18 protein-coding genes are annotated in these 21716 nt (G+C 68.9%); 5 read left to right on the top strand and 13 right to left on the bottom strand.

Annotated features, from left to right (window positions below; all coding sequences use genetic code 11):
• Positions 1–387: 387 nt before the first annotated feature.
• Both ACZ3HV_RS09100 and ACZ3HV_RS09095 read left to right on the top strand, forming a co-directional pair.
• Entirely contained in the window at positions 388–2370 is a 1983-nt protein-coding gene (locus ACZ3HV_RS09100; protein WP_465682430.1) for a kinetoplast-associated-like protein, read from the top strand.
• Positions 2371–2442: 72 nt separating this feature from the next.
• Positions 2443–3393, top strand: coding sequence for a DivIVA domain-containing protein (locus ACZ3HV_RS09095; protein WP_360360129.1), 951 nt, complete (start codon positions 2443–2445; stop codon positions 3391–3393).
• A 37-nt stretch (positions 3394–3430) separates the two neighbouring features.
• Here ACZ3HV_RS09095 and ACZ3HV_RS09090 read toward each other — a convergent pair whose 3' ends face one another.
• A complete protein-coding gene (locus ACZ3HV_RS09090; protein ID WP_465682428.1) occupies positions 3431–4309 on the bottom strand; it encodes an HhH-GPD family protein in 879 nt (292 codons plus the stop codon).
• Positions 4310–4472: 163 nt separating this feature from the next.
• On the opposite strand from ACZ3HV_RS09090, the gene ACZ3HV_RS09085 reads away from it, so the two are divergent.
• Positions 4473–5129, top strand: a complete 657-nt coding sequence (locus ACZ3HV_RS09085; protein ID WP_465682426.1) for a hypothetical protein — start codon at positions 4473–4475, stop codon at positions 5127–5129.
• Here the strand turns inward: ACZ3HV_RS09085 and ACZ3HV_RS09080 are convergent.
• The 11 genes from ACZ3HV_RS09080 to ACZ3HV_RS09030 all read right to left on the bottom strand — a co-directional run bounded on the left by ACZ3HV_RS09080 (position 5100) and on the right by ACZ3HV_RS09030 (position 18048).
• The gene (locus ACZ3HV_RS09080; protein ID WP_465682424.1) at positions 5100–6614 is read right to left on the bottom strand and encodes a DHA2 family efflux MFS transporter permease subunit; all 1515 of its coding nucleotides are present in this window, start codon (positions 6612–6614) and stop codon (positions 5100–5102) included. The genes ACZ3HV_RS09085 and ACZ3HV_RS09080 overlap by 30 nt on opposite strands.
• On the bottom strand, positions 6590–7186 hold the full coding sequence (locus ACZ3HV_RS09075) for a PadR family transcriptional regulator (protein ID WP_465682422.1): 597 nt from the start codon (positions 7184–7186) through the stop codon (positions 6590–6592). Before ACZ3HV_RS09075 ends, ACZ3HV_RS09080 begins: the two co-directional genes overlap by 25 nt.
• A gap of 102 nt (positions 7187–7288) precedes the next feature.
• Complete coding sequence (disA, locus tag ACZ3HV_RS09070) at positions 7289–8344, bottom strand: DNA integrity scanning diadenylate cyclase DisA (protein WP_465682816.1); 1056 nt, start codon at positions 8342–8344, stop codon at positions 7289–7291.
• Between the two features lie 219 nt (positions 8345–8563).
• Complete coding sequence (locus ACZ3HV_RS09065; protein WP_465682420.1) at positions 8564–9502, bottom strand: beta-ketoacyl-ACP synthase III; 939 nt, start codon at positions 9500–9502, stop codon at positions 8564–8566.
• A 155-nt stretch (positions 9503–9657) separates the two neighbouring features.
• Complete coding sequence (gene radA, locus ACZ3HV_RS09060; protein WP_360360113.1) at positions 9658–11061, bottom strand: DNA repair protein RadA; 1404 nt, start codon at positions 11059–11061, stop codon at positions 9658–9660.
• Between the two features lie 71 nt (positions 11062–11132).
• Positions 11133–12446 (bottom strand): hypothetical protein, encoded by a 1314-nt coding sequence (locus ACZ3HV_RS09055; protein WP_465682418.1) that lies wholly within the window; start codon positions 12444–12446, stop codon positions 11133–11135.
• The gene (locus tag ACZ3HV_RS09050) at positions 12443–14215 is read right to left on the bottom strand and encodes an ABC transporter permease subunit (protein ID WP_465682416.1); all 1773 of its coding nucleotides are present in this window, start codon (positions 14213–14215) and stop codon (positions 12443–12445) included. Before ACZ3HV_RS09050 ends, ACZ3HV_RS09055 begins: the two co-directional genes overlap by 4 nt.
• Entirely contained in the window at positions 14215–15462 is a 1248-nt protein-coding gene (locus ACZ3HV_RS09045) for an ABC transporter substrate-binding protein (protein ID WP_465682414.1), read from the bottom strand. Before ACZ3HV_RS09045 ends, ACZ3HV_RS09050 begins: the two co-directional genes overlap by 1 nt.
• Complete coding sequence (locus tag ACZ3HV_RS09040; RefSeq protein ID WP_465682412.1) at positions 15452–16003, bottom strand: P-loop NTPase family protein; 552 nt, start codon at positions 16001–16003, stop codon at positions 15452–15454. Before ACZ3HV_RS09040 ends, ACZ3HV_RS09045 begins: the two co-directional genes overlap by 11 nt.
• Before the next feature lie 112 nt (positions 16004–16115).
• Complete coding sequence (locus tag ACZ3HV_RS09035) at positions 16116–16811, bottom strand: class I SAM-dependent methyltransferase (RefSeq protein ID WP_465682410.1); 696 nt, start codon at positions 16809–16811, stop codon at positions 16116–16118.
• Between the two features lie 4 nt (positions 16812–16815).
• Positions 16816–18048 (bottom strand): MFS transporter, encoded by a 1233-nt coding sequence (locus ACZ3HV_RS09030; RefSeq protein ID WP_465682408.1) that lies wholly within the window; start codon positions 18046–18048, stop codon positions 16816–16818.
• A 160-nt stretch (positions 18049–18208) separates the two neighbouring features.
• On the opposite strand from ACZ3HV_RS09030, the gene ACZ3HV_RS09025 reads away from it, so the two are divergent.
• Positions 18209–19633 carry a beta-N-acetylhexosaminidase gene (locus tag ACZ3HV_RS09025; protein WP_465682406.1) on the top strand — a complete coding sequence of 475 codons (1425 nt, stop codon included), beginning with the start codon at positions 18209–18211 and terminating at the stop codon, positions 19631–19633.
• Between the two features lie 153 nt (positions 19634–19786).
• Positions 19787–21187: a WS/DGAT/MGAT family O-acyltransferase gene (locus tag ACZ3HV_RS09020; RefSeq protein ID WP_465682404.1), complete on the top strand. Its 1401-nt coding sequence runs from the start codon at positions 19787–19789 to the stop codon at positions 21185–21187.
• On the opposite strand, the gene ACZ3HV_RS09015 is transcribed toward ACZ3HV_RS09020, so the two are convergent.
• A complete protein-coding gene (locus tag ACZ3HV_RS09015; protein WP_465682402.1) occupies positions 21184–21672 on the bottom strand; it encodes an SRPBCC family protein in 489 nt (162 codons plus the stop codon). The genes ACZ3HV_RS09020 and ACZ3HV_RS09015 overlap by 4 nt on opposite strands.
• Between the last annotated feature and the right edge of the window lie 44 nt (positions 21673–21716).

The raw sequence follows: 21716 nt of genomic DNA, 5'->3' as shown, positions 1-21716 counted from the left end.
AGGCCCCGCGCAGCGCGCGGGGCCTGCTGTTTTTTGCGCCTCGAACCCCCACGGCGCGCAGTGGGGAAGTAGGCTTCGCGACGTTGGGGGAAAAAGCAGTTGGGGGAGAAACCGGTCCAGGCCGCTGTGCGAGTACTGCGACAGCGATGTGCGTACAGGGAGACACGCTTGAGTTACGCGGTGCGACCTGGTTGGTCGTATCGTCCTGCGGAGCGTGATCTCTTCGATACCGGGCCGGGCCCCAGAGCCTACGTTTCGGTGGGAGGATCTCGCCGCGGCAGGAAAAGGCAAGTTACTTCCCACCCAAGTACCGCGTTGTAACCCTGTGACCACGCTGATGGACCCGGACTGTCGGAAAGGGGGCCGGGGATGGAATCATCTCGTCGCATGGACGCTCCGCGTCTGCCCTTGACCCAGGAACCGGTCGCCGACACCGGTTCCTTTGGCGTGCGGCAAGCGGGTGGCGTGCTCGAGCGGGCGCAGCGGATCGCCGACACTCTGCGCGAGCAGGCGGAGTACGAGAACGATCTCGCCCGCGACGAAGCCGACCGGGTCCGCTCCGACAGCGAGCGCCTGAAGACCGAGGCCGAGGCGGCCGCGCAGAAGCTGCGGTCCGACGCGATGTCGGCCGCGCAGCGGCTGCTGAACGACGCGGAGCGGGCCGCCGAGCAGCTCCGGACCGACGCCGAGGCCGAGGCCGAGCGGGTCACCTCCGAAGCCCACGAAACCGCCGAACGGCTCCGCGCCGATTCCACCGCCGAAGCCGAGCGGGTACGGCGTGATGCCGCCAACGCGGCGTACAAGCTGCAGACCGAGTCGACCGCGGAGGCAGAGCGGGTCCAGGCGGAGGCCAGCGCGATCGCGGAGCGGCTGAAGGCCGGCTCGGAGGCCGCGGCCGAGCAACTCCGGGTCGCGGTCGCCGAGGAAGTCGGCCAGCGCCGGGCCGACACCGAGGCCGCGGTCGAGAAGCTGCGGAACGAGAGCCAGGCGACCGCCGACCGGCTGCGGGCCGAGTCGCAGGCCGCCGCGGACCGCCGGATCGCCGCCGCCGAGGCCGAGGCGGGCCGGTTGAAGGAAGAGGCCGACGAGCTCCTCTACGAGGCCCGGATGGCTCGCGAGTCGGCGCAGCAGTCGGTCGATCGGGCCGGCCGCGAGGCGCAGCAGCTGGTCGCCGACGCCGGCGAGCAGGCGGCGCTGGTCTCCCAGGCCGCGGTGCGCAACGAAGCCGACCTGATCGCCCGGGCCGAGACCGAGGCGAGCGAGCTGCGCGCGGCGGTCGAGCGCCAGGTCGAGGTCGCGCGGGAGAAATCCCGGATCGAGATCGCTGAGGCGCACGCCGAGATCGAGCAGCTGCGCGGCGAGAACCGGGCCGAGCTGCAGCGCCGGACGGCGGAGCTCGAGGAGACCGAGCGGGCCAAGATGGCCTCGATCTCCCTCGAGGTCGACCGGCTCCGGGCCGAGGCGGTCGCGGAGATCGCGGAGCGCAAGGCCGAGGCCGAGGCCGGCAACGAGCGGCTGATGGCGGACGCCCGGGCGCAGGCCAAACTCGTTGTCGACAGCATCGAAGCGGACCGCCGGATCGCGTCCGCCGAGGCCCAGCGGATCATCGAGGACGCGAACCGGGCCGCCGAGACGGCGATGGCCGAGGCCGAGAAGCAGACGCTGTGGAGCAGGAAGACGGTCGACGACCTGATCGGCGCGGCCGAGTCCGAGGCGCAATCGATCCGCGACCAGGCCGCGGCCGAGGCGAGCGACTACCTCCGGCAGAAGCGAGCGCACCTGCGCCGCGTGGTCGGCCGCTCGACCAGCCGGCTCAAGCAGACCCAGGACGCGATCGCCAGGGAGAACGCCGAGCTGACCGCGCTGGCGGAGCGGACGTTGTCGTCGGCAACCGAGCAGGCGGAGGCGACCCTGGCGGCGGCCAAGCAGGATGCCGAGAAGCTCACCGCCCAGGCGCATGCCCGGATCGACCGGCTGAAGGCGACCGCCGGGTCGGACGCCCGCGAGATCATCGAGCGGGCGAACCGCCGCGAGGCCGAGGCCGAGGCCAGCACCCAGGTGCTCCGCGAGCGCGCGGCCAACGACCTCGCCGACGCGCAGCGCCAGTCGCACGATCTGATCCGAAAATCCCGCGCCGAGGCTCAGCAGATCGAGGCGCAGGCCCGCGAGCACGCCGACGATCTGCGTGCCCAGGCCCGAAAACTTCTCGCCGACGCCGAGGCGAGGGTCGCGGCTTTGAACCAGCGCCGTGATGAGATCACCAAGGAGCTCACCCAGCTTTCGGGTGTGATCGAGGCACTCGCTGTACCCGGCTTCCGCTCAGGTGGTGGAATGTCCTCCAGCGAGGGTTCCACGGGGGAATCAGGATGAGGACGTGACAGTCAGATCCTTGTCAGTGACAATGTGTGATCCACCCACCCACCGAAGTGAGCATCAGAAGACATGAGCAGTGAAAGCCCAACCCCGTTCCGCACCGTTCTGCGTGGCTACGAGCCTGCCCAGGTGGACCAGCACATCCGTGAGCTGACCACCTCGCTGACCGCGCTGCAGCAGCAGTCCGAGCAGCTGCAGCGGCATGTGCAGGAGTTGCAGACTCGCACGGACGCCGCGGAGTCGGCCGTCATCTCCGCCCAGGAGGAGAGCAAGGACCGCACCCCGACCTTCACCGAGTTCGGTGAGCGGGTGGCGAAGATTCTGTCGCTGGCCGACGACGAGGCCCGCGATCTGGTGACCCGTGCCCGCACCGACGCCGAGGCGATCGTCGCCGACGCCGAGGCGCACGCGAAGAAGGTCCGCAAGGAGGCCGAGCAGTACTCCCTGGACTGGAAGAGCGAGGTCGACGCGGAGGCGGCTCGCATCCTCGAGGAGGCCCGCACCCAGGCCGACGACATGCGTGACGAGGCCGAGCGCGACGCCACCGCGCGGCGCAGCGAGGCCCAGGCGCTGTACGAGCAGGAGCGCGCCAAGTCCGCCCAGGCCGCGGCCGCCTTCGAGACCACCCTGGCCGAGCGCCGGGGCAAGGTCGAGCAGGAGTTCGCCGCCCGGACCGCACTGGCCGAGCAGCAGCTGGCCGCCGTCACCGACCGCGCCGCGCAGGTGCAGCGCGAGGCCGACCGGGCTCGTTCCGAGGCCGAGCGCCTGGCCCAGCAGCAGCTGGCCGACGCGAACCGGCAGGCTCAGGAGATCGTCGCCGCCGCCAAGGACAAGGCGGAGCGGATCCGGGCCGAGTCCGAGCGTGAGCTCGCCGCCGCGACGCAGCGTCGCGACAGCATCAACGCGCAGCTGACCAACGTCCGCCAGATGCTGGCGACGCTGTCCGGCAGCCCGGCGATGCCGCTCGACCTGCTGACCGACGACGACGAACAAGCCACCACCGGCAGCAAGAAGAACTGAAACACCTGAAGCCGGCCCGGATCCTCGGGCCGGCCCTTCAGTTGGGCAACCGGTAGCGGCCGCGCGGAAGCGGCTCTACCAAGCCATCGGCGACCAGACCGTCGAGGGCGCGCTCCCGCTGGGTCTGGTCGTGCCAGCAGGCGTCGAGTGCCTTCTTTCGTACGGCGCCCGGCTCGGCGCGCAGCACCGCCAGCAGACGACCACGGACCTGGCGGTCGGTCCCCTCATAGGTCTGCCCCTTGCGCGGCGGACCGTCGTACGGCGGACTGCCGGCGAGCACCCACGCACACCGGTCACGGATCGGGCAGTCATCGCACCGCGGCGTACGCGCGGTGCAGACCAGTGCGCCCAGCTCCATTGACGCCACCGCCCACCGGGCTGCTGTGGCTTCGTCCGCAGGTAGTGCGGTCGCTGCAAGCTGCTGGTCGGCCGCAGTGGGGGAGATGGTGGGCTGGGCGACACCGGTGAGGGCTCTGGCCAGGACTCGGCGCACATTGGTGTCCACAACCGCGTGGCGCTGGCCGAATGCGAAGGACGCAATGGCAGCGGCCGTGTACGTGCCGACGCCGGGCAGTGCGAGCAGCGCGGCGTGGTCGTCCGGCACCTCACCACCATGACGCTCCACAATCGCCTGAGCCGCCGCGTGAAGCCGCAGCGCTCGTCTGGGGTACCCGAGCCGGTCCCAGGCCCGCACAGCCTCACCTGGCGGCTCTACAGCCAGGTCCACCGGCTTAGGCCACCTCTCGAGCCACGCGGCGTACGCCGGGAGCACTCGAGTGACCGGCGTCTGCTGCAGCATGAACTCACTCACCATTACCGCCCATGCGCCCGCGTCCGGCTCCCGCCAGGGGAGCACACGCGCGTTGTCGTCATACCACCGCAGGACCGGCTCATGGAGGGCAGCGGCCGCGGTCATGGGGCCTCCCGGCCTGGACTGAGGAGCGCAGGGAGCGAAGCGACTGGAGCGACGAGGGAAGGCCGGGAGCCAAGGCCCCATGACCCGCCGCGCCAGAGGCGTGGCCATGTGCACAGCGGCGAGCCTGACTTGTGGAGCACATACCCGATATTAGGGTGCGATTATGAGCAGCCTGCTCCGTCCGGTCGGGCATCTGCCCGCCAGCGTGTACTGGTTCCGCCGGGGACTGGTGCTTGCGGTCGTAGTCCTGCTGTTCATCCTCGTCTCACGGCTTTTCAGCGGTGGCGGTGACGACGCCAAGAATTCGGCCGCGACGGACCCGCAGCAGAACCCGAGCGGCGCCCCGCCGGCCACGCCGACGACGACACCGGCTCCCACGCCCACGGTCACCGGGACGAAGACCGAGAAACCGACCAAGACCACGCCTCCGGCCGACAAGACGTGCGACGGATCCGACGTACAGCTCGAGGCACTGCCGGCGAGCCGGAAGGTCGTCTCGGGCTCGGTGCTGAACTTCGTGATCCAGTTCGACGCTGTCTCGGACGGATGTAAGGCGACGCTCGACGCCAGCAAGCTCACGGTGTCGGTGATGTCCGGCAACGACTTGATCTGGACGACAACCCATTGTGGACAGGCGATCCAGCGGGCCACGCTCGTAGTTGCCAAGAGCAAGCAAGCCGCCAGCACGGTGGCGTGGAACGGACATCGGTCCGGGCCTGGCTGTCTTCCGGGTCAACCGGCCGCCAAGCCCGGAACCTATGTCGTCAAGGCCGTCTACGACGGTCGTGCGTCAGCCGCGCAGGCTTTCCAGGTCGTCTGAGGGCCGCTCCTTCAGGTACGTCGGCTTGGTGAACAGCAGCGCGGCGACCAGACCGATCAGCAGCACCACCGCCGGCAAGATCAACGCCTGCGCCATCGAGTCACTGAAGCCCTGGTGCAGCACCTCCGGCAGCTTCCCGCCGAAGCTGGCCTCGCCCGCGGGTGCGCCGCCCGGCGCGGCCGGCAGGTTGTGGGCCAGCCGGGACTCCATCAGTACTGCGATGCCCGCGCTGCCGAGGACAGCGCCGATCTGCCGGGTCGTGTTGTAAACGCCCGCACCGGCTCCGGCCTGGTGCAGTGGCAGGTTGCGCGTCGCCGTACTGCCGATCGGCGCCCACATGAAGCCGTTTGCCACGCCCAGCAAAGCGATCGGGAGCAACAGTTCCCAGATCGGTACGTCGGGCTCGATCACCTGGCTCAGCCAGAACAGCGCGACAGAGCAGCACGCCAAGCCGAAGCCGGCCAGGTAGCGCGGGTGTGTCCGGTCCGTCAGCTTGCCGACCCACGGTGAGAGTGCACCGGTGATGACGGCCATCGGGACCAGCAGCAGTGCCGACTTGGTCGGGGACAGGCCACGCACCGACTGTGCGTACAGCATCAGCGGGAACGTCATCGCCGTGATCGCGAACCCGACCGTGGTGATCGCGGTGTTGGCCAGCGAGAAGTTGCGGTCCTTGAACAGGCCCAGTGGCAACAGCGGTTCGCTGCGGTTGCGGGACTGCCAGAAGACGAAGATCGCCAGCACGACCAGACCGGTGATGATCAGCGACCAGACCGAGATCGGTCCCTTGATCGTGCCCCAGTCGTACTTCTGCCCTTCCTGAATGCCGAACACCAGGCAGAACAGGCCGATCGAGCTCAGCACCACACCCGGGATGTCGAACTTGTGCTGATGGGTCGGCAGGTCCGGCACGAGTCGCATCGCCAGCACGAAGCCGATCACGCCGACCGGTGCGTTGATGAAGAAGATCCACTGCCAACCCAGTCCGTCGACCAGCACACCGCCGAGGATCGGGCCGACCAGCGTCGCGACGCCGGCGGTCGCGCCCCACAGACTCATCGCCTTACCGCGCTGGTCCGGCGGGAAGATCCGGGTGATCACCGCCATCGTCTGCGGTGTCATCATCGCCGCGCCGAAGCCCTGGAAGACCCGGGCCACGATCAGCATGCTGATCGTGGTGGTGAATCCGCACCAGACCGAGGCGAGGGTGAACAGCGCCAGCCCGGTCAGATAGACCTTCTTCGGACCGATCCGGTCACCCAGTCGTCCGGTCACCAGCAGAGGTACGGCGTACGCGAGAAGGTAGGCGCTGGTCACCCAGATGACGTTGCCGACATCGGTGTTCAGGTCGGTCAGGATCGCGGGGGTCGCGACCGACACGATGGTCGAGTCGACCAGGATCATGAAGAAGCCGATGACGAGTGCCCACAGCGCGGGCCACGGCCGCACCTCCGAAGGCCTCACTTGTTCTTGGGGGGTTGCCATGGCAGGTCCTTGCTCTCGATCCGTTCGATGGTGGTAGCGAGCCAGTCGCGCTCGGCGGCGATCTGATGGCGGATGAAGGCGCCGCCGATCCAGTACGGCTCGTGTACGCCGCGTTCGCGGGCACCGCCGATGGCTTCGTCCAGGTCGGCCAGCCAGTCGTCCAGGTCCGCGATCCGGCGGCGGAACCGCAGTACCGCGTCTTCCTCGGTCAGGTTGTGCGCCTCGCTGAGGACGACCGGGAACAGCGGATATTCGTAGACGTACTTCTCGATCCCGCTCTCCACCCGCTGCCGCAACGCCTCGGCGCCGGCCGGAGTGATCTCGTACGTCGTGCGTTCGGGGCGGTTGCCGGCTCGCCCGGTGCCGATCGCGCGGACGTACTCCTGCCCGGCCAGCCGCTCGACGGTGTGGTAGAGCGAGCCCGGCCGGACCTTCACCATCCGGTTGTTCTGACGGCTGATCAGCAGTTGGTACATCTCGTAGGCGTGCATCGGGTTCTCGTGCAGCAGCGCCAGGACCGAAATCGCCAACGGCGTGAGCTCGGCCATCATCCTCCACCCGGATTGTTCCACGCGAAATATTCCACGTGGAGTATTACTCGCCGGGGTCGCGAAAGGCAAGTGCCCCGGAGCTCGACGAGCCGGGGGCACTTGGTGACGCAGTGTCGGAAGAGGTCAGACGTAGCGTTCGAGGATGCTGGACTCGGCCAGCCGGGACAGGCCCTCACGGACGGTGCGGGCCCGGTTCTCGCCGACCCCCTCGACCGTCTGCAAGTCGTCGATGCTTGCCGCGAGCAACTTCTGCAGGTGACCGAAGTGGTCGATCAGCCGGTCGATCACGGCACCCGGCAACCGCGGCACCTTGGCCAGCAGCCGGTAGCCGCGCGGGGTGACCGCGGCGTCGAGCTGCTCGGCGCCGCCGAGCTGCAGGGCGCGGGCGACCTGGCCGATGTCGAGCAGGTCCGTCGGGCTGACCGCGTCGAGCTCGAGCAGGACGTCGTCGGCCGTCTTGGGCCGGCGTCCCGCGGACGGCGGCAGGTAGTCGCGAACCACGAGCTCGCGCTCGCCGGCGACCCCGGCGACGAGCTCGTTGAGCTGCAGGGTGAGCAGCCGGCCGTCGGTGCCGAGCTCGACGACGTACCCGTCGATCTCGGTGGCGATCCGCCGGACCATCTCCAGCCGCTGGGCGACCGCGGCCACATCGCGCACCGTGACCAGATCCTCGATCTCCAGCGCGGACAGCGTGCCGGACACCTCGTCGAGACGCAGCTTGTAGCGCTCGAGGGTGGCGAGCGCCTGGTTCGCGCGGGACAGGATGGCGCCGGAGTCCTCCAGTACGTACCGCTGGTCGTCGACGTACAGCGCGATGATGTGCATCGACTGCGACACCGAGATCACCGGGAAGCCGGTCTGCCGGGCGACCCGGTCGGCGGTGCGGTGCCGGGTGCCGGTCTCGTCGGTCTCGATCGACGGATCCGGCATCAGGTGCACGGCGGCCCGGATCAGCCGGGTGGCGTCGCGGTCGAGGACGATCGCGCCGTCCATCTTGCTCAGCTCACGCAGGCCGGTCGCGGTGAACTCGACGCCGATCTCGAAGCCGCCGGTCGAGATCGAGTCGACGATCTTGTCGTGCCCCAGGACCAGCAGGGCGCCGGTGCGCCCGCGCAGGATCCGTTCCAGGCCTTCGCGCAGTTCGGTCCCGGGTGCCACCGCCGCGAGGGTCGCGCGCATCCGGGCGCCGGTGCTGTTCTTGTCGGAATTCGGAGCCACGGAACCTGAGTCTATGCGGTCGTGCGGACACGAGCGGGCGCAAGTCCCCCGCTCGGCGTCGGTCGCGGGGTGCGGTCGGGGTCGCGCTTGCACGTGCGCGTGCAAGCGCCCGTGCATCCGGACCGTGCAGTTCAGGTTTCCCGCGTGAATCAAGCCGTTCGCCGTACGGCGCCTGCCGCGTCAGGGGCAGCGGATGACCTGACCGGCATACGAAAGACCGCCGCCGAACCCGAACAACAGCACCGGCGCGCCGGACGGGATCTCGCGCCTCTCGACCAGTTTCGACAGTGCGATCGGGATGCTCGCGGCCGATGTGTTGCCGGACTCGACCACGTCTTTCGCGACCACCGCGTTGACCGCGCCGAGCCGCTTCGCCAGCGGCTCGATGATGCGCAGGTTGGCCTGGTGCAGGACCACGCCGCCGAGCTCCTCGGGTTTCAGGCCGGCCTTCTCACAGACCTGCTGCGCGATCTCCGGCAACTGCGTCGTGGCCCAGCGGAAGACGCTCAGCCCTTCCTGCTGGAACGGGCCTTCGCGGCCCTCGATCCGGACCGCGTCCGACATCTCCGGCACCGAGCCCCAGACGACCGGGCCGATCTCGGGCTCGTCGCTGGCCACCACCACGGCCGCACCGGCGCCGTCGCCGATCAGCACGCAGGTGGTGCGGTCGGTCCAGTCCGTCCAGTCGCTCAGCTTCTCCACACCGATCACCAGCGCCTTCGACGCGGCGCCGGCCCGGATCGCCTGGTCGGCGGTCGCCAGCGCGTAGGCGAAGCCGGAGCATGCCGTGTTCAGGTCGATCGCGGCCGGATTGCCCAGGCCCATCCGGGCGGCGACCCGGGCGGCGATGTTCGGTGACCGGTCGATCGCCGTACAGGTCGCGACCACGATGTAGTCGATCTCGGCCTTGTCCAGGCCGGCGTTCGCGACGGCCTTGTCCGCGGCCCGCCAGGCCATCTCGTCGACCTGCTCGTCGGGCGCCGCGATCCGGCGCTCCCGGATCCCGACCCGGCTCTGGATCCACTCGTCGTTGGTCTCCACCATCGTGGCGAGTTCGTCGTTGGTGAGCACCCGCTCCGGCTGGTAGTGGCCGAGCGCGACAACTCTGGATCCGGTCATCTGGTGCTCCTGCAGTCATCCGGGGTACGCCGGGCAGTGTCCAGGCTCGACGCTGAACCCGGTGGGGGCGCCACCAGCGTACGTTCCCGGCCCGCACGCTGTAGAACCCCCGTCTCACCCCCCGACCGCGCGGTGTGGCCGGGAACACAACCACCTCAGGCGAGGCCGGCAGCCAGCAGGGCGGAGGGGAGGTCGGGGGCGGCGAAGACGCGGAGACCGTACTTGGCCTGCATGTCCATCGGCTTGAGGTCCTTGCTGCGGTTCGGGACGTCGGCGGGCACGATCGCCTTGGTGAACCCCAGCCGGGCGGCTTCGGCGAGCCGCTTCTCCAGGCCACCGACCCGGCGGACCTCGCCGGCCAGGCCGACCTCGCCGATGGCGATCAGGCCGGGGTGGATCGGCCGGTCCATCACCGAGGACGCGACCGCGATCGCGACAGACAGGTCGGCGACCGGCTCGGTGATCTTCACGCCGCCGACGGTGGCGACGTACACCTCTTGGTCGGTCAATTTGAGGCCGACCCGATTGCCGAGGACGGCGAGGACCATCGCAACCCGGGACGTCTCCAGACCCGACGTGGTCCGGCGTGGTTGTGGGGCGGCGGACGGGCCGACCAGTGCCTGCACCTCGGCGAGCAGCGGTCTGCGGCCCTCCATCATCACGGTCACGCAGGTGCCGGCGACCGGCTCGGCGTGCTCGGAGACGAACAGTCCGGTCGGGTCGCTCACCTCGACGATCCCGGTGTCGACCATGTCGAAGCAGCCGACCTCGTCCGACGGCCCGAACCGGTTCTTCGTCGCGCGCACCATCCGGAACCCGGAGTGCCGGTCGCCGTCGAACGCGAGCACGACATCGACAAGATGCTCGAGCATCCGCGGGCCGGCGATCGCGCCGTCCTTGGTGACGTGACCGACCAGCACGACGGCGATGTGCCGCTCCTTGGCCAGCCGCACCAGCGCGCCGGTGACCTCGCGAACCTGGGTCACCCCGCCGGGCGCGCCGTCCACCTCGGGGTGCGCCATGGTCTGCACCGAGTCGATCACCAGGAACGACGGATCGACCGCGTCGACCTGACCGACCACCGCGCCCAGGTCGGTCTCGGCCGCGAGGTACAGCTCGTCGACCAGTGCGTCGGTCCGTCCGGCGCGCAATCGCACCTGTGCGGCCGACTCTTCACCAGAGACGTAGAGCGTGCGTTGACCGCGCCGAGCCGACTGGGCAGCGACCTCGAGCAGCAGCGTCGACTTCCCGACGCCCGGCTCACCCGCGAGCAGGATCACCGCGCCTGGTACGACGCCGCCGCCGAGGACCCGGTCGAGCTCGGCGATACCGGTCGGGCGGGACTCTGCCTCGATCGCGGACACCTTGGCGATCGGCATCGCGGGCGACGACACCGGGCCGGCCGTGATCCGGGCGGCCTTCGGCGCACCGACCTCGGCGACCGTGCCCCACTGCTGGCACTCACCACACCGGCCGATCCAGCGCGCCGTGGTCCACCCACACTCCGAGCACGCATACGCCGGTGCCTTGCTCTTGGTCTGCCCCGCCGCCTTCGCCATGCCCAACAACCTAGGCGACCCCGCCGACAACTCCCGGCAACCCATCCACAACCACCCCGAGCCCCGGTGGGTCAGCGGTTCAGGGTGAGGTGGCCGCGCAGGCGGTTGAGGCTGCGGGTGAGCCAGTTGACGGCCAGGTGCCGGGGAGTGTCGTCGGGGACGACGGGGAGCTGCGCGGTTTCGCGGGCGGCTTCGAGGTACTTCGTCAGGAGCTGGCTCTCCGAGGTGCGTAGGAGGGCGCTCTGTTCGAGGCGTTCGACAGCGGGTTGCAGATGGCCGGCGGCGACCTCGGCGGAGCCCAGGTGTTGCAGGCAGCGGGCGCGGCCTTCGCGTTCGTCGATCTCCGCATACAAGTGGGCGGCGTGCTCCCACCAGCGCTTGGCTTCGTGCGGACTGCGCTGCATCCACGCGGCCACACCAGTCAGCTCCAGTGCGTGTGCCTGACCACTCACATCGCCGGCGGCCGTAGCGCGAGCAACCGCTGGCCGAAGCTGGTCCAGCGCACCTTCGGCGTCCTGCTGATACAGATGCACGACCGCGAGGTTGATGAAGATCGCCACCTCGGCCGCGAGGTCAGGACCCGGCCGGCTCAGTCGTGCGTCGTCCAGCCGATCGCGTGCGTTCAGCACCGCCTCGACGCGGTCGTTTCCGGCCGGCGCCTGCTCTGCTCGAGCCAGGTGCAACAGTGCCCGCTCCACTTGCCGACGAGTCGTCAACGCGGCCGCCGTACGGCTGTGGGTCGCCACGTTGTCCGAGATGCCCAGCCGCGTGCTCGCCGCTTCCGAGTCGCCCATCATCCGGTACGCCGTTGCCGCGCGAACAGCAGCCAGCTCCGCAAGGTCCCGGCGTCCACACCCGTCCGCGACCGCGTTCAGGAACTCACTCAACTCCAGCAGTGCACCCGGCTCAGAGCGACGTACGTACCAAACCTCCAGGGCGTCGCAGATCCGGGCCAGATCGTCGGCGGTGTCGTCGCGCGCTTTCTCGGTGAGCAGGAGCTCCCGCAGCCAGGGCTCGTTCACCGAGTACCACTCGGCCGCGGCCATGCCGCCGGCGTCGGAGCCGAGCGCGATCATCCACTGCTCTGCCTCCTCCGCGGCCGCATGCAGTTCCGGTGCAGCCATCGGAACGACATCGCCGCGCCGCCAGCGCCGATAGGCCCGCAACACGGTCGGTGCGTTGTAGACCGCCCAGACGAGGAAGAAGCCGATGGTCAGCGACAGACCGGCCACGCGGACCCAACCGCCGCTGTCGAGGCTCTGCGACAACCTCTCGGACGCCAGTCCGGACAACAAACCGGACGCCAGCGCGCTGATTCCGAAGAACCAGCCCCGCGACCGGTTGGGTCGTGGCTTCTCGTCTGGTTTCGGTTCTTCTGCGGTCACGGCCTGCTCCCCGCGGTCAGTCCGCGGACCACGGTCTGCCAGAAGCTCAGCATCAGTGCTACGGGTATGACGGACGCGACCACGGCGGCGGCAGCCACAGTCCCACTCGAGGCCGAGAACTGCCGCGCCTCACCCCACAGCACCAGCGACAACGGCGTCGTACCCGGTCCGCTGATCAGGAAGCCGACGATGAAGTCGTTCCACACCAACGCGAACTCCAGCACCGCAACTGCAAGCAGTGCGGGCCGATAGGTCCGCTGCACAGTAGCCAGTACGGCGCTCTGCCGCGCAGGACCCTGCAATGCCTCAGACACCAACGCAGGTGGAGCAGATGCGAAGGCGGACCGCAGCAAGAGCACCGCGAACGGCAGACCGGCAGCCGCATGCACGAGCGCCAACGCGACCCGGGAACCCGCGAGCCCCGCAGTACCGATCGCATCCCGCAGTGGAGCGGCGTACATCTGCACAGGCGTAACCGCCAACACCACAAAGGCAGACGTGACCACGCGGCCCAACCACTGCGGCAAACCACCCCAGGCAACCAGATAGGCCGTCGGTACGGCGATCACCAGCAAGACAGCCGTGGCAGCGCCCGCAATGAGCACTGTGGACAGCAAAGCCCGGAACAGCCCGACATTCGCGGCAGCGGCGAACGACGAGAACCCAAGTCCTGAAAGCGACCACCAACCCCGCAGACCGGCTTCGCGTGGTGAGTGCAGGGCGGTGGCGACAAGCACCACGGCAGGGAAGATCCACACCAGACTCACAGCGAAGCCGACCGTCCAGCCGATCCGCCGCACCCGCTTGCTCGGCTTCGGTCGACCCACCGACGGATCAGGCGGTACGACGGCCACGGGCATCGCCCAGCGCCGCCGCCGCAGTCCACGGACGCCGATCACCCCGACAGCGGCCACGATCGCGAACAGCACCACCCCGAGTGCCGCCGTACGTCCGGAGTCGTCGCCACTCGTGGTCGCACGCCACCAGTTGAGGCCGAGCACGTCCGCGGACCGCTGCATCGAACCCGGTACGACGATCAGCACCAGGTCGAAGACCCGGACCGCCGCGATCACCAGGGTCAGCGTGACCACACCGGTGATCGGTCGCAGTAGTGGGATCTCCAACGCACGCAACCGCCGCCACCCGGTCACACCTTCGGCAGCGACAGTCCGGGTGACGTCGTCGGGGATCGCGTCCAGTCCGGCCCGGAATAGCGACACGACGTACCCGAGCCAGGTCCAGCCGAATGCGGACACGAGTACGAGCCAGATCAGACCAGGCCCGAGCCAGACCGGGCTCGCCCCGAACAACCGGCTCCAGACCGCCGTCACGGTCCCGCGTTCCGGCGTCGGGTCGAAGATCAGCCGGAACGTCGCACCGGAGACCAGGATCGACACCGCGAACGGGATCACCAGTGCGGGCTGCAGGAACGAGGTCAGCGCGGGGAGCCGATAACTCAACAGGGCAAGGAAGAACCCGACCACCACCAGTCCGAAGGCGACCAGTACCCAGAGCAGACTGTTGCCCACAGCACGCAATGCACCGGGGTCGCCCATCACCGCGAAGTTGCCGAAGCCGAAGCCGCCGGGGGTCCGGAACGCCGCGACCACGGTCACTCCGATCGGCACCAGCAGCAGACAGCTCAGCAGCAGCGCCGGCAACCCCAGCAGGTACGGACCGGCCGGCCGCCGCGGCTTGCCCGGTACGGGTCGGCCGCTCACCTCGCGGCCGACGACCTCGAGCGACAGGCCGTTGGTCTGCAGGCCCATCAGCCCTCCACCTTCCGTATCTCGGTCATCGCCGCGTCGACAGCCTGGGGTACGACGGAAGCCCCGCGGCCACCGATCTGGATCAGGAAGTCCGTGAGCACGCGCCAGAGTCCGTTGATGTCACCGAGGCGACCGAGCCGGTCGGACAGGTCGAACTCCAACAGCTCCCCGGGCCTGGTCAGCTGTTCGGCGAGCCGGGTGAGCTCGGGGGAGTAGCCCGACACCCGTCCGTCGACCAGGAACCCGCCTTCCTTGATCCACGGGTCCGCAGCGGTCGGTGCGGCCAGCCGACGGACGAGATCGAGCGCGTCGTCGGTCGTCGGCTTCGGCAACACCATCACGTCACCACCCACCACCACAGGCGCTGCCCCACCCGGTGTCAGCGGCGGGAAGGTGAAAACGCCGATGTCGGCCGGGTCCGCGGCAAACGACCGTACGACTGGCTCCGCGAAGTCGGATGCCAGCACCATGGCGGCTCTGCGGTGGCCGAACACCTCCACCAGGGCATCTGGGAACTGCTGTACCAGAGAGCGGTTCACACCACCGGCCAGTGCATCCGGAGCCGACCACATCGTCCCGAGCAACCGCAGCGCGGCGGCGAACTGTGGCTGCCGTGACGGACGCGGATCAGTCGCTGTCGCAAGACCCTCATAGACAGCGGGCGCTATGCCCAGCAGCACGTTCTCCAGGAAGTCCGTCAGCACCCAGCCGTCACCAGCGGCGAGGGACAACGGCGTGATACCGGCCTGTGTGAGTGTCTGGTTGAGCTCCAACCACTCCGCCCACAGCCGCGGAGGTTGTACGCCGGCCTGCTGGAAAACCGAGGGCCGATACCAGACCACCGATTTGTGAGCCGTCTTGAAGGGCACGCCGTACGTCGTTTTGTCGTGCACCAGAAGGTCTTTCCACAGACGGGCCTGGCCGAGTCCGGCGAGGTCGGCCGGGATGGGTTCGAGGTCTTGGAGATGACGAGGGACCAGACCGGGCTGCGGCAGCATCACGATGTCCGGACGGCGCGTGGACCGAGCTCCGAACGCGGTGGAGATGTCATCGCCGAGCGGCACGACCTCTACGGGATAGTCCAGCTTGCCGAGGCCGTCGAGTACCTGATGGAAGGCGCGTAGCTCCTGACCGCTCCAGCTCACCGCAATGCGCACGCTGCGGCGCAGGCCGAGCACGTCACTCGAACAGCCCGTGACCAGTAGTGCGCCGGCGGCGCCCAGGAAAACCCGACGACTACTCCGCATCGAGGAAGCCCGTCGTCCGTGCCGCATTGGTCGTGATCAGCAGCAGAGCGGCCGAGGAGAGGTCCGGGTTGTGTTCGATCCGCAGCAGAGATCCCCACGTCGGCAGGCCGTTCGCGTCCTCCAGCAGGATCACGCGTGGGTACGCGCCGAGTGCCCGGGCCACACCGGCCAACCGGCGCCGGCCTGGCGTGATCTCATGCGGATAGCGGTCCAGCACGTCCTCGAGACCGCAGCGGGCCGCCTTGACCAGACTCTGTTCCTTCGCGGCCTGCTTGGTCACGGGATGCGCCACTCGGTGCCCGTGGATCACGTTGTCGAGAACAGTCAGGTGTGGCAGCAGTCCGCCTTCGGCCGGGACCAGCCGGACCGGTCCGCCGACCTTCACCACCACACCGTCCGGTGGATCCTCCGCACCGGTGACCAGGTCGGCCAGCTGGCGGGCTGCGGCGGCAGAGGGCATCACCAGGGCTCGCTGCTCACCTACATCGATCCGAAGTCGGTCCGGCAACCCCGGTACGCGTTCGAGCAGGAGTCCGTCCATCCCTGGCTGGCGCCTCCCCAGAAGACCCGTCGAGTGGTCCGTCAACCCTATGGGTCATCGAGGTCCGTCCGCAGCCGGTCCCGGGTGTCGCTCCAGTGAGTTCAGAACGCGTTCAGAAGTCCTTGCTCCAGAGATTGATCGCATAGTCGACCTCGACACCGGAGTGCGACGCGATGATCCGGTCCGCGTCGGCGGGCTTGAACTCGATCCGGACCACGGCCTCGAAGTCCGCACGCCGCTCGAACCGCCAGCCCATGTCCAGGAGTGTTCGCGTCCATCCGCGTTCGGTGAAGAACTTCTCCACGACGTCCGGCTTGATCATCGGGTACGCCGCACTGAACCAACGGCCGAACGTCGACCGGCTCGCGTCGTTGTCGATCACGAACGCCGTGCCACCACGCCGCATCACCCGGTCCAGCTCCGCCAGTCCGGGCTCACAGCCGGGCCCGAAGAAGTACGCCCAGCGCGCATGCATCACGTCGACCGAGGAGTCCGGCACCGGCAACTCCTGCGCCGTACCCTGCCGCACCTCGACGTTGGCCAAGGCACGCGTTCGCCGCCGGGCCGCGTCGGCCAGCGTGCCATGCGGCTCCACCCCGATCACTCGCGCGGCGGTCGCGGCGAACATCGGCAGGTGGTATCCGGTCCCGCATCCGATGTCGAGCACCGCCAACCCGGCCCAGTCCCGGATCGCCTGCATGGCCGGCTCGATCACCCCACCCGGATCCACCGCCCGGTTCTCGACCTCGTACACCCTCGGGTGATGCCAGATGTTCGGACTGGGAATCCCACCCTCCGCAATGCTCACGTTGTTAGACCTTAGTTGCCGCCGGCAGCGGTCTGCTCGTCGCGGCGGCCAGCAGAGCGACAGGGATCAGGAGCATGCCGCAGAGTACGGCGAGCCAGTGGAAACCGAGGTGCGCCAGGATCGGGCCGGCGGCGATGCCGGCGATGGAGGCGAAGACGCCCATGGTGAGGTCGGACAGGCCCTGCGCGGACGTGCGGATGTCTTCCGGGACAGAGCGGGACAACAGAGTGGACCCGGCGACCAGGCAGGCGGACCAACCGAGGCCCAGCAGCGCCAGGGCGGCGGCGGTCAGGCCGTGGGCGTCATCCGGAGCGAGCGCGGCCACGGTCATGGCTATGGCGAGGATGGCCAGGCCGATGCCGATGGTCGGGATGCGGCCGAGGCGGTCCGCCAGCCAGCCCATGACGGGGGACAGGGCATACATGCCGGCCACATGACCGCTGATGACGAAGCCGACGATCGTCAGAGAGGCGCCGTGGTGCCGCAGGTGGACCGACGTCATCGACATGACTCCGACCATCACCGCATGTGCGACAGCGATGGAGAACAGTCCGAGCCGGGCATTGGGGATCGACAGCACGCGCCGGAAGGTTGGTGCCAGCGGCTGTCGCTCCACCTTGGCTCGCGGCGTGACCTGCTGCAGTCGGCGCAACCCGAACCACACCGTGGCCAGACTGAGCCCGAACGCGATCACGGAGAACACGTACGGACCAGCGAGCGCCATGACTCCGAGCGACGTACCAACGGAGCCGCCGACGCCGGTGAGGTTCGGTCCGACGACCACACCGATCGTGGTGGCCCAGACGACCAGCGACAGCGATCGGGCGACGTGGGCGGGGTCGGCTGAGTCGGTTGCGGCGTACCTGGACTGCAGGTTGGAGGCCGAGCCGCTGCCGAACAGGCATCCGGCGAACAGGAGCAGCAAGAGCGAGTCCACCTGCGCTGCGACGATGCTGAGCAGTGCACCGACCGTGGCGATCAGATAGCCGATCGTCAACGACACCCGTCGCCCGCGTGAACGCGCCACCCGAGCCAGCGGTACGGCGAGGAGCGCGGCACCCAGCGTGGTCGACGTGGCGACCAATCCGGCCAGCGAGGTCGAGCCGGAGATGTTCTCCGCCAGCAGGCCCGCCACCGCGAACCCGCTCGCCACGGCCACCCCACCGAGCACGTTGCTCGCCACCAGTACCCGCAAGGTCGTTCGCTGCAGCTCGGCGGGTCTCGGGTCAGCGCTCACCGGCTCACCTTCTCATCAACCTGACTCCGAAGGCAGTCGATTACGGAGTGTTCAGCAGCGTTCTCAGCATGTGGGTTGCACGCACTTCCGAACGTGGACGAGCAGCGTTCCGCACTTATAGGATCGTTCTGACGTAATTCAGATCCTCTTTGGAGTCCGGATGCCTGACATCGCGATCGTCCCTGCCCCGCGTGAACTCACCGTCGAGGAAGGCCGGTGGATCACCGGCAATCCCGTCGCCGAGGCGATCCGGGACGTGGTCGAGAACCTCGGCGAGACCGAGTACCGGATCGACGTGACCGCGGACGGCGCCCGGCTGTCCGCCGGCTCCGAGGACGCGCTCCGGCACGCCGAGACGACGTACCTGCAGTTGATCGACGCGGCCGAGCCGGCCGCGGACGGCCAGGTCGCGGTGCCGGCGGTGCGGATCGCGGACGCGCCGCGGTTCGGCTGGCGCGGGATGATGCTCGACGTCGCCCGGCATTTCATGCCCAAGGAGTTCGTCCTCAAGGTCATCGACGTCCTCGCCCTGCACCGGCTGAACGTGCTGCACTTCCACCTCACCGACGACCAGGGCTGGCGGGTCGAGATCGAGGCCTACCCGAAGCTCACCGAGATCGGTGCCTGGCGCGACGAGACCATGGTCGGCAAGATGTCCCGCGGCCAGACGGAGTTCGAGTACGACGGCAAGCGGCACGGCGGCTTCTACACCAAGGACGACCTGCGCGAGATCGTCGCGTACGCCGCCGACCGCGGGATCACCGTGGTCCCGGAGATCGATCTGCCGGGTCACATGCAGGCCGCGATCACGGCGTACCCGGAGCTCGGCAACAACCCGGACACGCAGCTGAAAGTCCGGCAGTACTGGGGTATCAGCGACGACGTGCTGAACGTGAACGACGAGACCGTCGAGTTCGTCCGGACCGTGCTGCGGGAGGTGCTGGAGATCTTCCCCAGTCCGTACATCCACCTCGGCGGCGACGAGTGCCCGTCGGTGCAGTGGCGTGACTCAGAAGTAGCGCAGAAGCGGCAGGCCGACCTCGGGCTGACCGAGCCGGGGCAGCTGCAGGGCTGGTTCACCGAGCAGGTCGCGACGGTGCTGGCCGAGGAGGGGCGCCGGCTGGTCGGCTGGGACGAGATGGTCGAGACGGACTGCCCGAAGGACGCGGTCATCATGGCCTGGCGTAGCGCCCACCGCGGCGAGGTCGCCGTGAAGGCCGGGCACCAGACCGTGATGGCACCATGCGAGTCGGTGTACTTCGACTACTACCAGGGCGATCCGGCCACCGAGCCGCTCGCGATCGGCAACTTCATCCCGCTGGAGAAGGTCTACGACTTCGAGGTGATCCCGGCGTCGCTCACCGCGGAGGAAGCCGAGCTGATCATCGGCACCCAGTGCCAGATCTGGACCGAGTACATGCCGGACGAGGCGCAGGTCGGCTACATGCTGCTGCCGCGGCTGTCCGCGTTCGCCGAACGCGCGTGGGGTTCACCCAAGACGTCGTACGACGAGTTCCTCGGCCGCCTGCGTCCGCACCTGTCGCGGATCGAGGCGATCGGCGTCAACTACCGCCCCCTCGACTAAACCCCACCCGCCCGCCCTCCTGCCGACTTTGGGCACCGGCCAACCATTTTCAGCGCGCGAAAGTGGTTGAGGGGTGCTCAAGGTCGGGGGTAGACGGGCCGGGGTACGGCGGCGACGATGGGGTGCCGGGACCAGGTCGGGAGCGGAGGGGTCATGACCGCGGTGGGGCCGCTGGACGCGATGTTCCTGCTGGGGGAGACGCGCGAACAGCCGATGCATGTCGGCGGACTGATGCTGTTCGAGCTGCCGGAGGGCGCCGAACGGGACCAGGTGTTCCCCGAAGGATCCCGGGACTACGTGTCGCGGCTGTACCAGGACATGGTCGCGGCGCAGCCGGTCAATCCGCTGTTCGCCCGGCGGGTTCGCCACCGCGCCCGGGACCTCGGTTACTGGTCGTGGGACCGCGACGACGAGGTCGACCTCGAGTACCAGGTCCGGATGTCGGCCCTGCCCCGCCCGGGGCGCCATCGGGAACTCTTCGAGCTCACCAGCCGGCTGCACGGGACGCTCCTCGACCGGCATCGTCCGCTGTGGGAGATGCACCTGATCGAAGGTGTCGAGGGACGCCGCTTCGCCCTCTACAGCAAGATCCATCACTCGATGATCGACGGCGTCTCGGCGCTGCGCCGGCTGGCCGACACCCTCACGACCGACCCCACGCGCACCGGCATGCCCGCGACCTACGCACTCCCGTCCGCGCCGGAGACCCCGTCTACCAGCTTGCTGACGACGGTCGGCCGGATGCCGGGTAACACCGTGCGGTTCCTGGCCGACCTGGCCGGTCTCACGCCGGTCGGGCTGAAGAGCATGATCCGGAGCGTGGCGGCCGAGCACTCGGCGGCGGCGTTCCAGGCGCCGCGGACGATTCTCAACCAGCCGATCACCGGTTCGCGGCGGTTCGCGGCGCAGTCCTGGCCGATCGAGCGGCTGGAGAAGGTCCGGGCGATCACCGGTGCGACGCTGAACGACGTCATGCTGGCGATGTGTTCAGGTGCCTTGCGCAACTATCTGCTCGAGCTGAACGCCCTTCCGGACAAGGCGTTGACGGCCATGGTCCCGGTGTCGTTGCGCAGTGCGGCCGATGCTCCAGGTGGCGGGAACTCGTTGAGCACGTTGATCGCCGAACTCGCCACCGACGAGGCGGACCCGGAGCGCCGGATCCGCCGGATCATGGCGTCGACCGCCTACGCCAAAGGCGTGCTGTCCGGGCTCAGCCCGTTGCAGCAACTGCTGATCGGCGCCCTCGGCTTCAGTGTCGCCGGGCCCGCCGCGGTCCTCCCGGGAGTGGCCGGCCGTACGACGCCGCCGTACAACCTGGTCATCTCGAACGTGCCCGGGCCGGCCGGGAGTCCGCTGTACTGGAATCGGTCGCGGCTGCTCGGGATGTACCCGGCGAGCATCGTGCTCAACGGGCAGGCGCTCAACATCAGCGTCACCAGCTACGACCACCAACTGCACTTCGGGCTGACCGGCTGCCGCCGTACGGTGCCGCACCTGCAACGGCTGCTCACCCACCTCGAGACTTCACTCGCGGACCTCGAGAACATCCATTAGTCCTCGGCGAGGAGCGCTTCCATCTGCGCGACGCTCTGCGCGAGTCCTTCGGCCATGCCCATGCCGAGCAGCTGATCCATCTGCTCTCGCGAGTCGAACACCGACCGCAGTTCCATCCGAGTGCCCCCGTCGTACGCGCCGAGCTGGATCCGGATGCTGTTCGTCGGCAGGTCGGGGACCGGCTTCCCTTCGGAGTCCGCGAACACGTCCACGAACTCCACCGAGCTCGGCGCGTCGACCGCGGTCACGTTCCACCGGCCGTGGAACTTCTCACCCTCGGGGCTGGTCATGTAGTAGAAGACCTCGCCACCGGGTGTCAGGTCGTGCTCGATCACTGTCGCCGGATGCGTCGGCGGTCCCCACCAACGCTCCAGCTTCCGCGGATCCGCGAACAACTCCCACACCCGCTCGGCGCTCGCGTCGAAGTCCGCGATCACGGTCAAGGTCAACCCATCAAAGTCCTTGTCAACGCTGGTAACACTCATCGTCTTCAGTCCCCTCGATCTCGCTTGGTCCCGCAGCCCGGCCC

It is taken from the genome of Kribbella sp. NPDC020701 (assembly GCF_055562215.1).
Note: the sequence above shows the minus strand (reverse complement) of the source record. Positions and strands in the feature narration are given on the sequence as shown.

What these genes read in the sequence shown, in the direction of transcription:
- radA (WP_360360113.1), bottom strand. Translation starts at nt 11,061, where the DNA reads ATGGCGAAGGCGGCGGGGCAGACCAAGAGCAAGGCACCGGCGTATGCG.
- ACZ3HV_RS09050 (WP_465682416.1), bottom strand. Translation starts at nt 14,215, where the DNA reads ATGGGCCTGCAGACCAACGGCCTGTCGCTCGAGGTCGTCGGCCGCGAG.
- ACZ3HV_RS09080 (WP_465682424.1), bottom strand. Translation starts at nt 6,614, where the DNA reads ATGGCAACCCCCCAAGAACAAGTGAGGCCTTCGGAGGTGCGGCCGTGG.
- ACZ3HV_RS09085 (WP_465682426.1), top strand. Translation starts at nt 4,473, where the DNA reads ATGAGCAGCCTGCTCCGTCCGGTCGGGCATCTGCCCGCCAGCGTGTAC.
- ACZ3HV_RS09095 (WP_360360129.1), top strand. Translation starts at nt 2,443, where the DNA reads ATGAGCAGTGAAAGCCCAACCCCGTTCCGCACCGTTCTGCGTGGCTAC.
- ACZ3HV_RS09065 (WP_465682420.1), bottom strand. Translation starts at nt 9,502, where the DNA reads ATGACCGGATCCAGAGTTGTCGCGCTCGGCCACTACCAGCCGGAGCGG.
- ACZ3HV_RS09090 (WP_465682428.1), bottom strand. Translation starts at nt 4,309, where the DNA reads ATGACCGCGGCCGCTGCCCTCCATGAGCCGGTCCTGCGGTGGTATGAC.
- ACZ3HV_RS09100 (WP_465682430.1), top strand. Translation starts at nt 388, where the DNA reads ATGGACGCTCCGCGTCTGCCCTTGACCCAGGAACCGGTCGCCGACACC.
- ACZ3HV_RS09020 (WP_465682404.1), top strand. Translation starts at nt 19,787, where the DNA reads ATGACCGCGGTGGGGCCGCTGGACGCGATGTTCCTGCTGGGGGAGACG.
- ACZ3HV_RS09040 (WP_465682412.1), bottom strand. Translation starts at nt 16,003, where the DNA reads ATGGACGGACTCCTGCTCGAACGCGTACCGGGGTTGCCGGACCGACTT.
- disA (WP_465682816.1), bottom strand. Translation starts at nt 8,344, where the DNA reads ATGCGCGCGACCCTCGCGGCGGTGGCACCCGGGACCGAACTGCGCGAA.
- ACZ3HV_RS09045 (WP_465682414.1), bottom strand. Translation starts at nt 15,462, where the DNA reads ATGCGGAGTAGTCGTCGGGTTTTCCTGGGCGCCGCCGGCGCACTACTG.
- ACZ3HV_RS09025 (WP_465682406.1), top strand. Translation starts at nt 18,209, where the DNA reads ATGCCTGACATCGCGATCGTCCCTGCCCCGCGTGAACTCACCGTCGAG.
- ACZ3HV_RS09015 (WP_465682402.1), bottom strand. Translation starts at nt 21,672, where the DNA reads ATGAGTGTTACCAGCGTTGACAAGGACTTTGATGGGTTGACCTTGACC.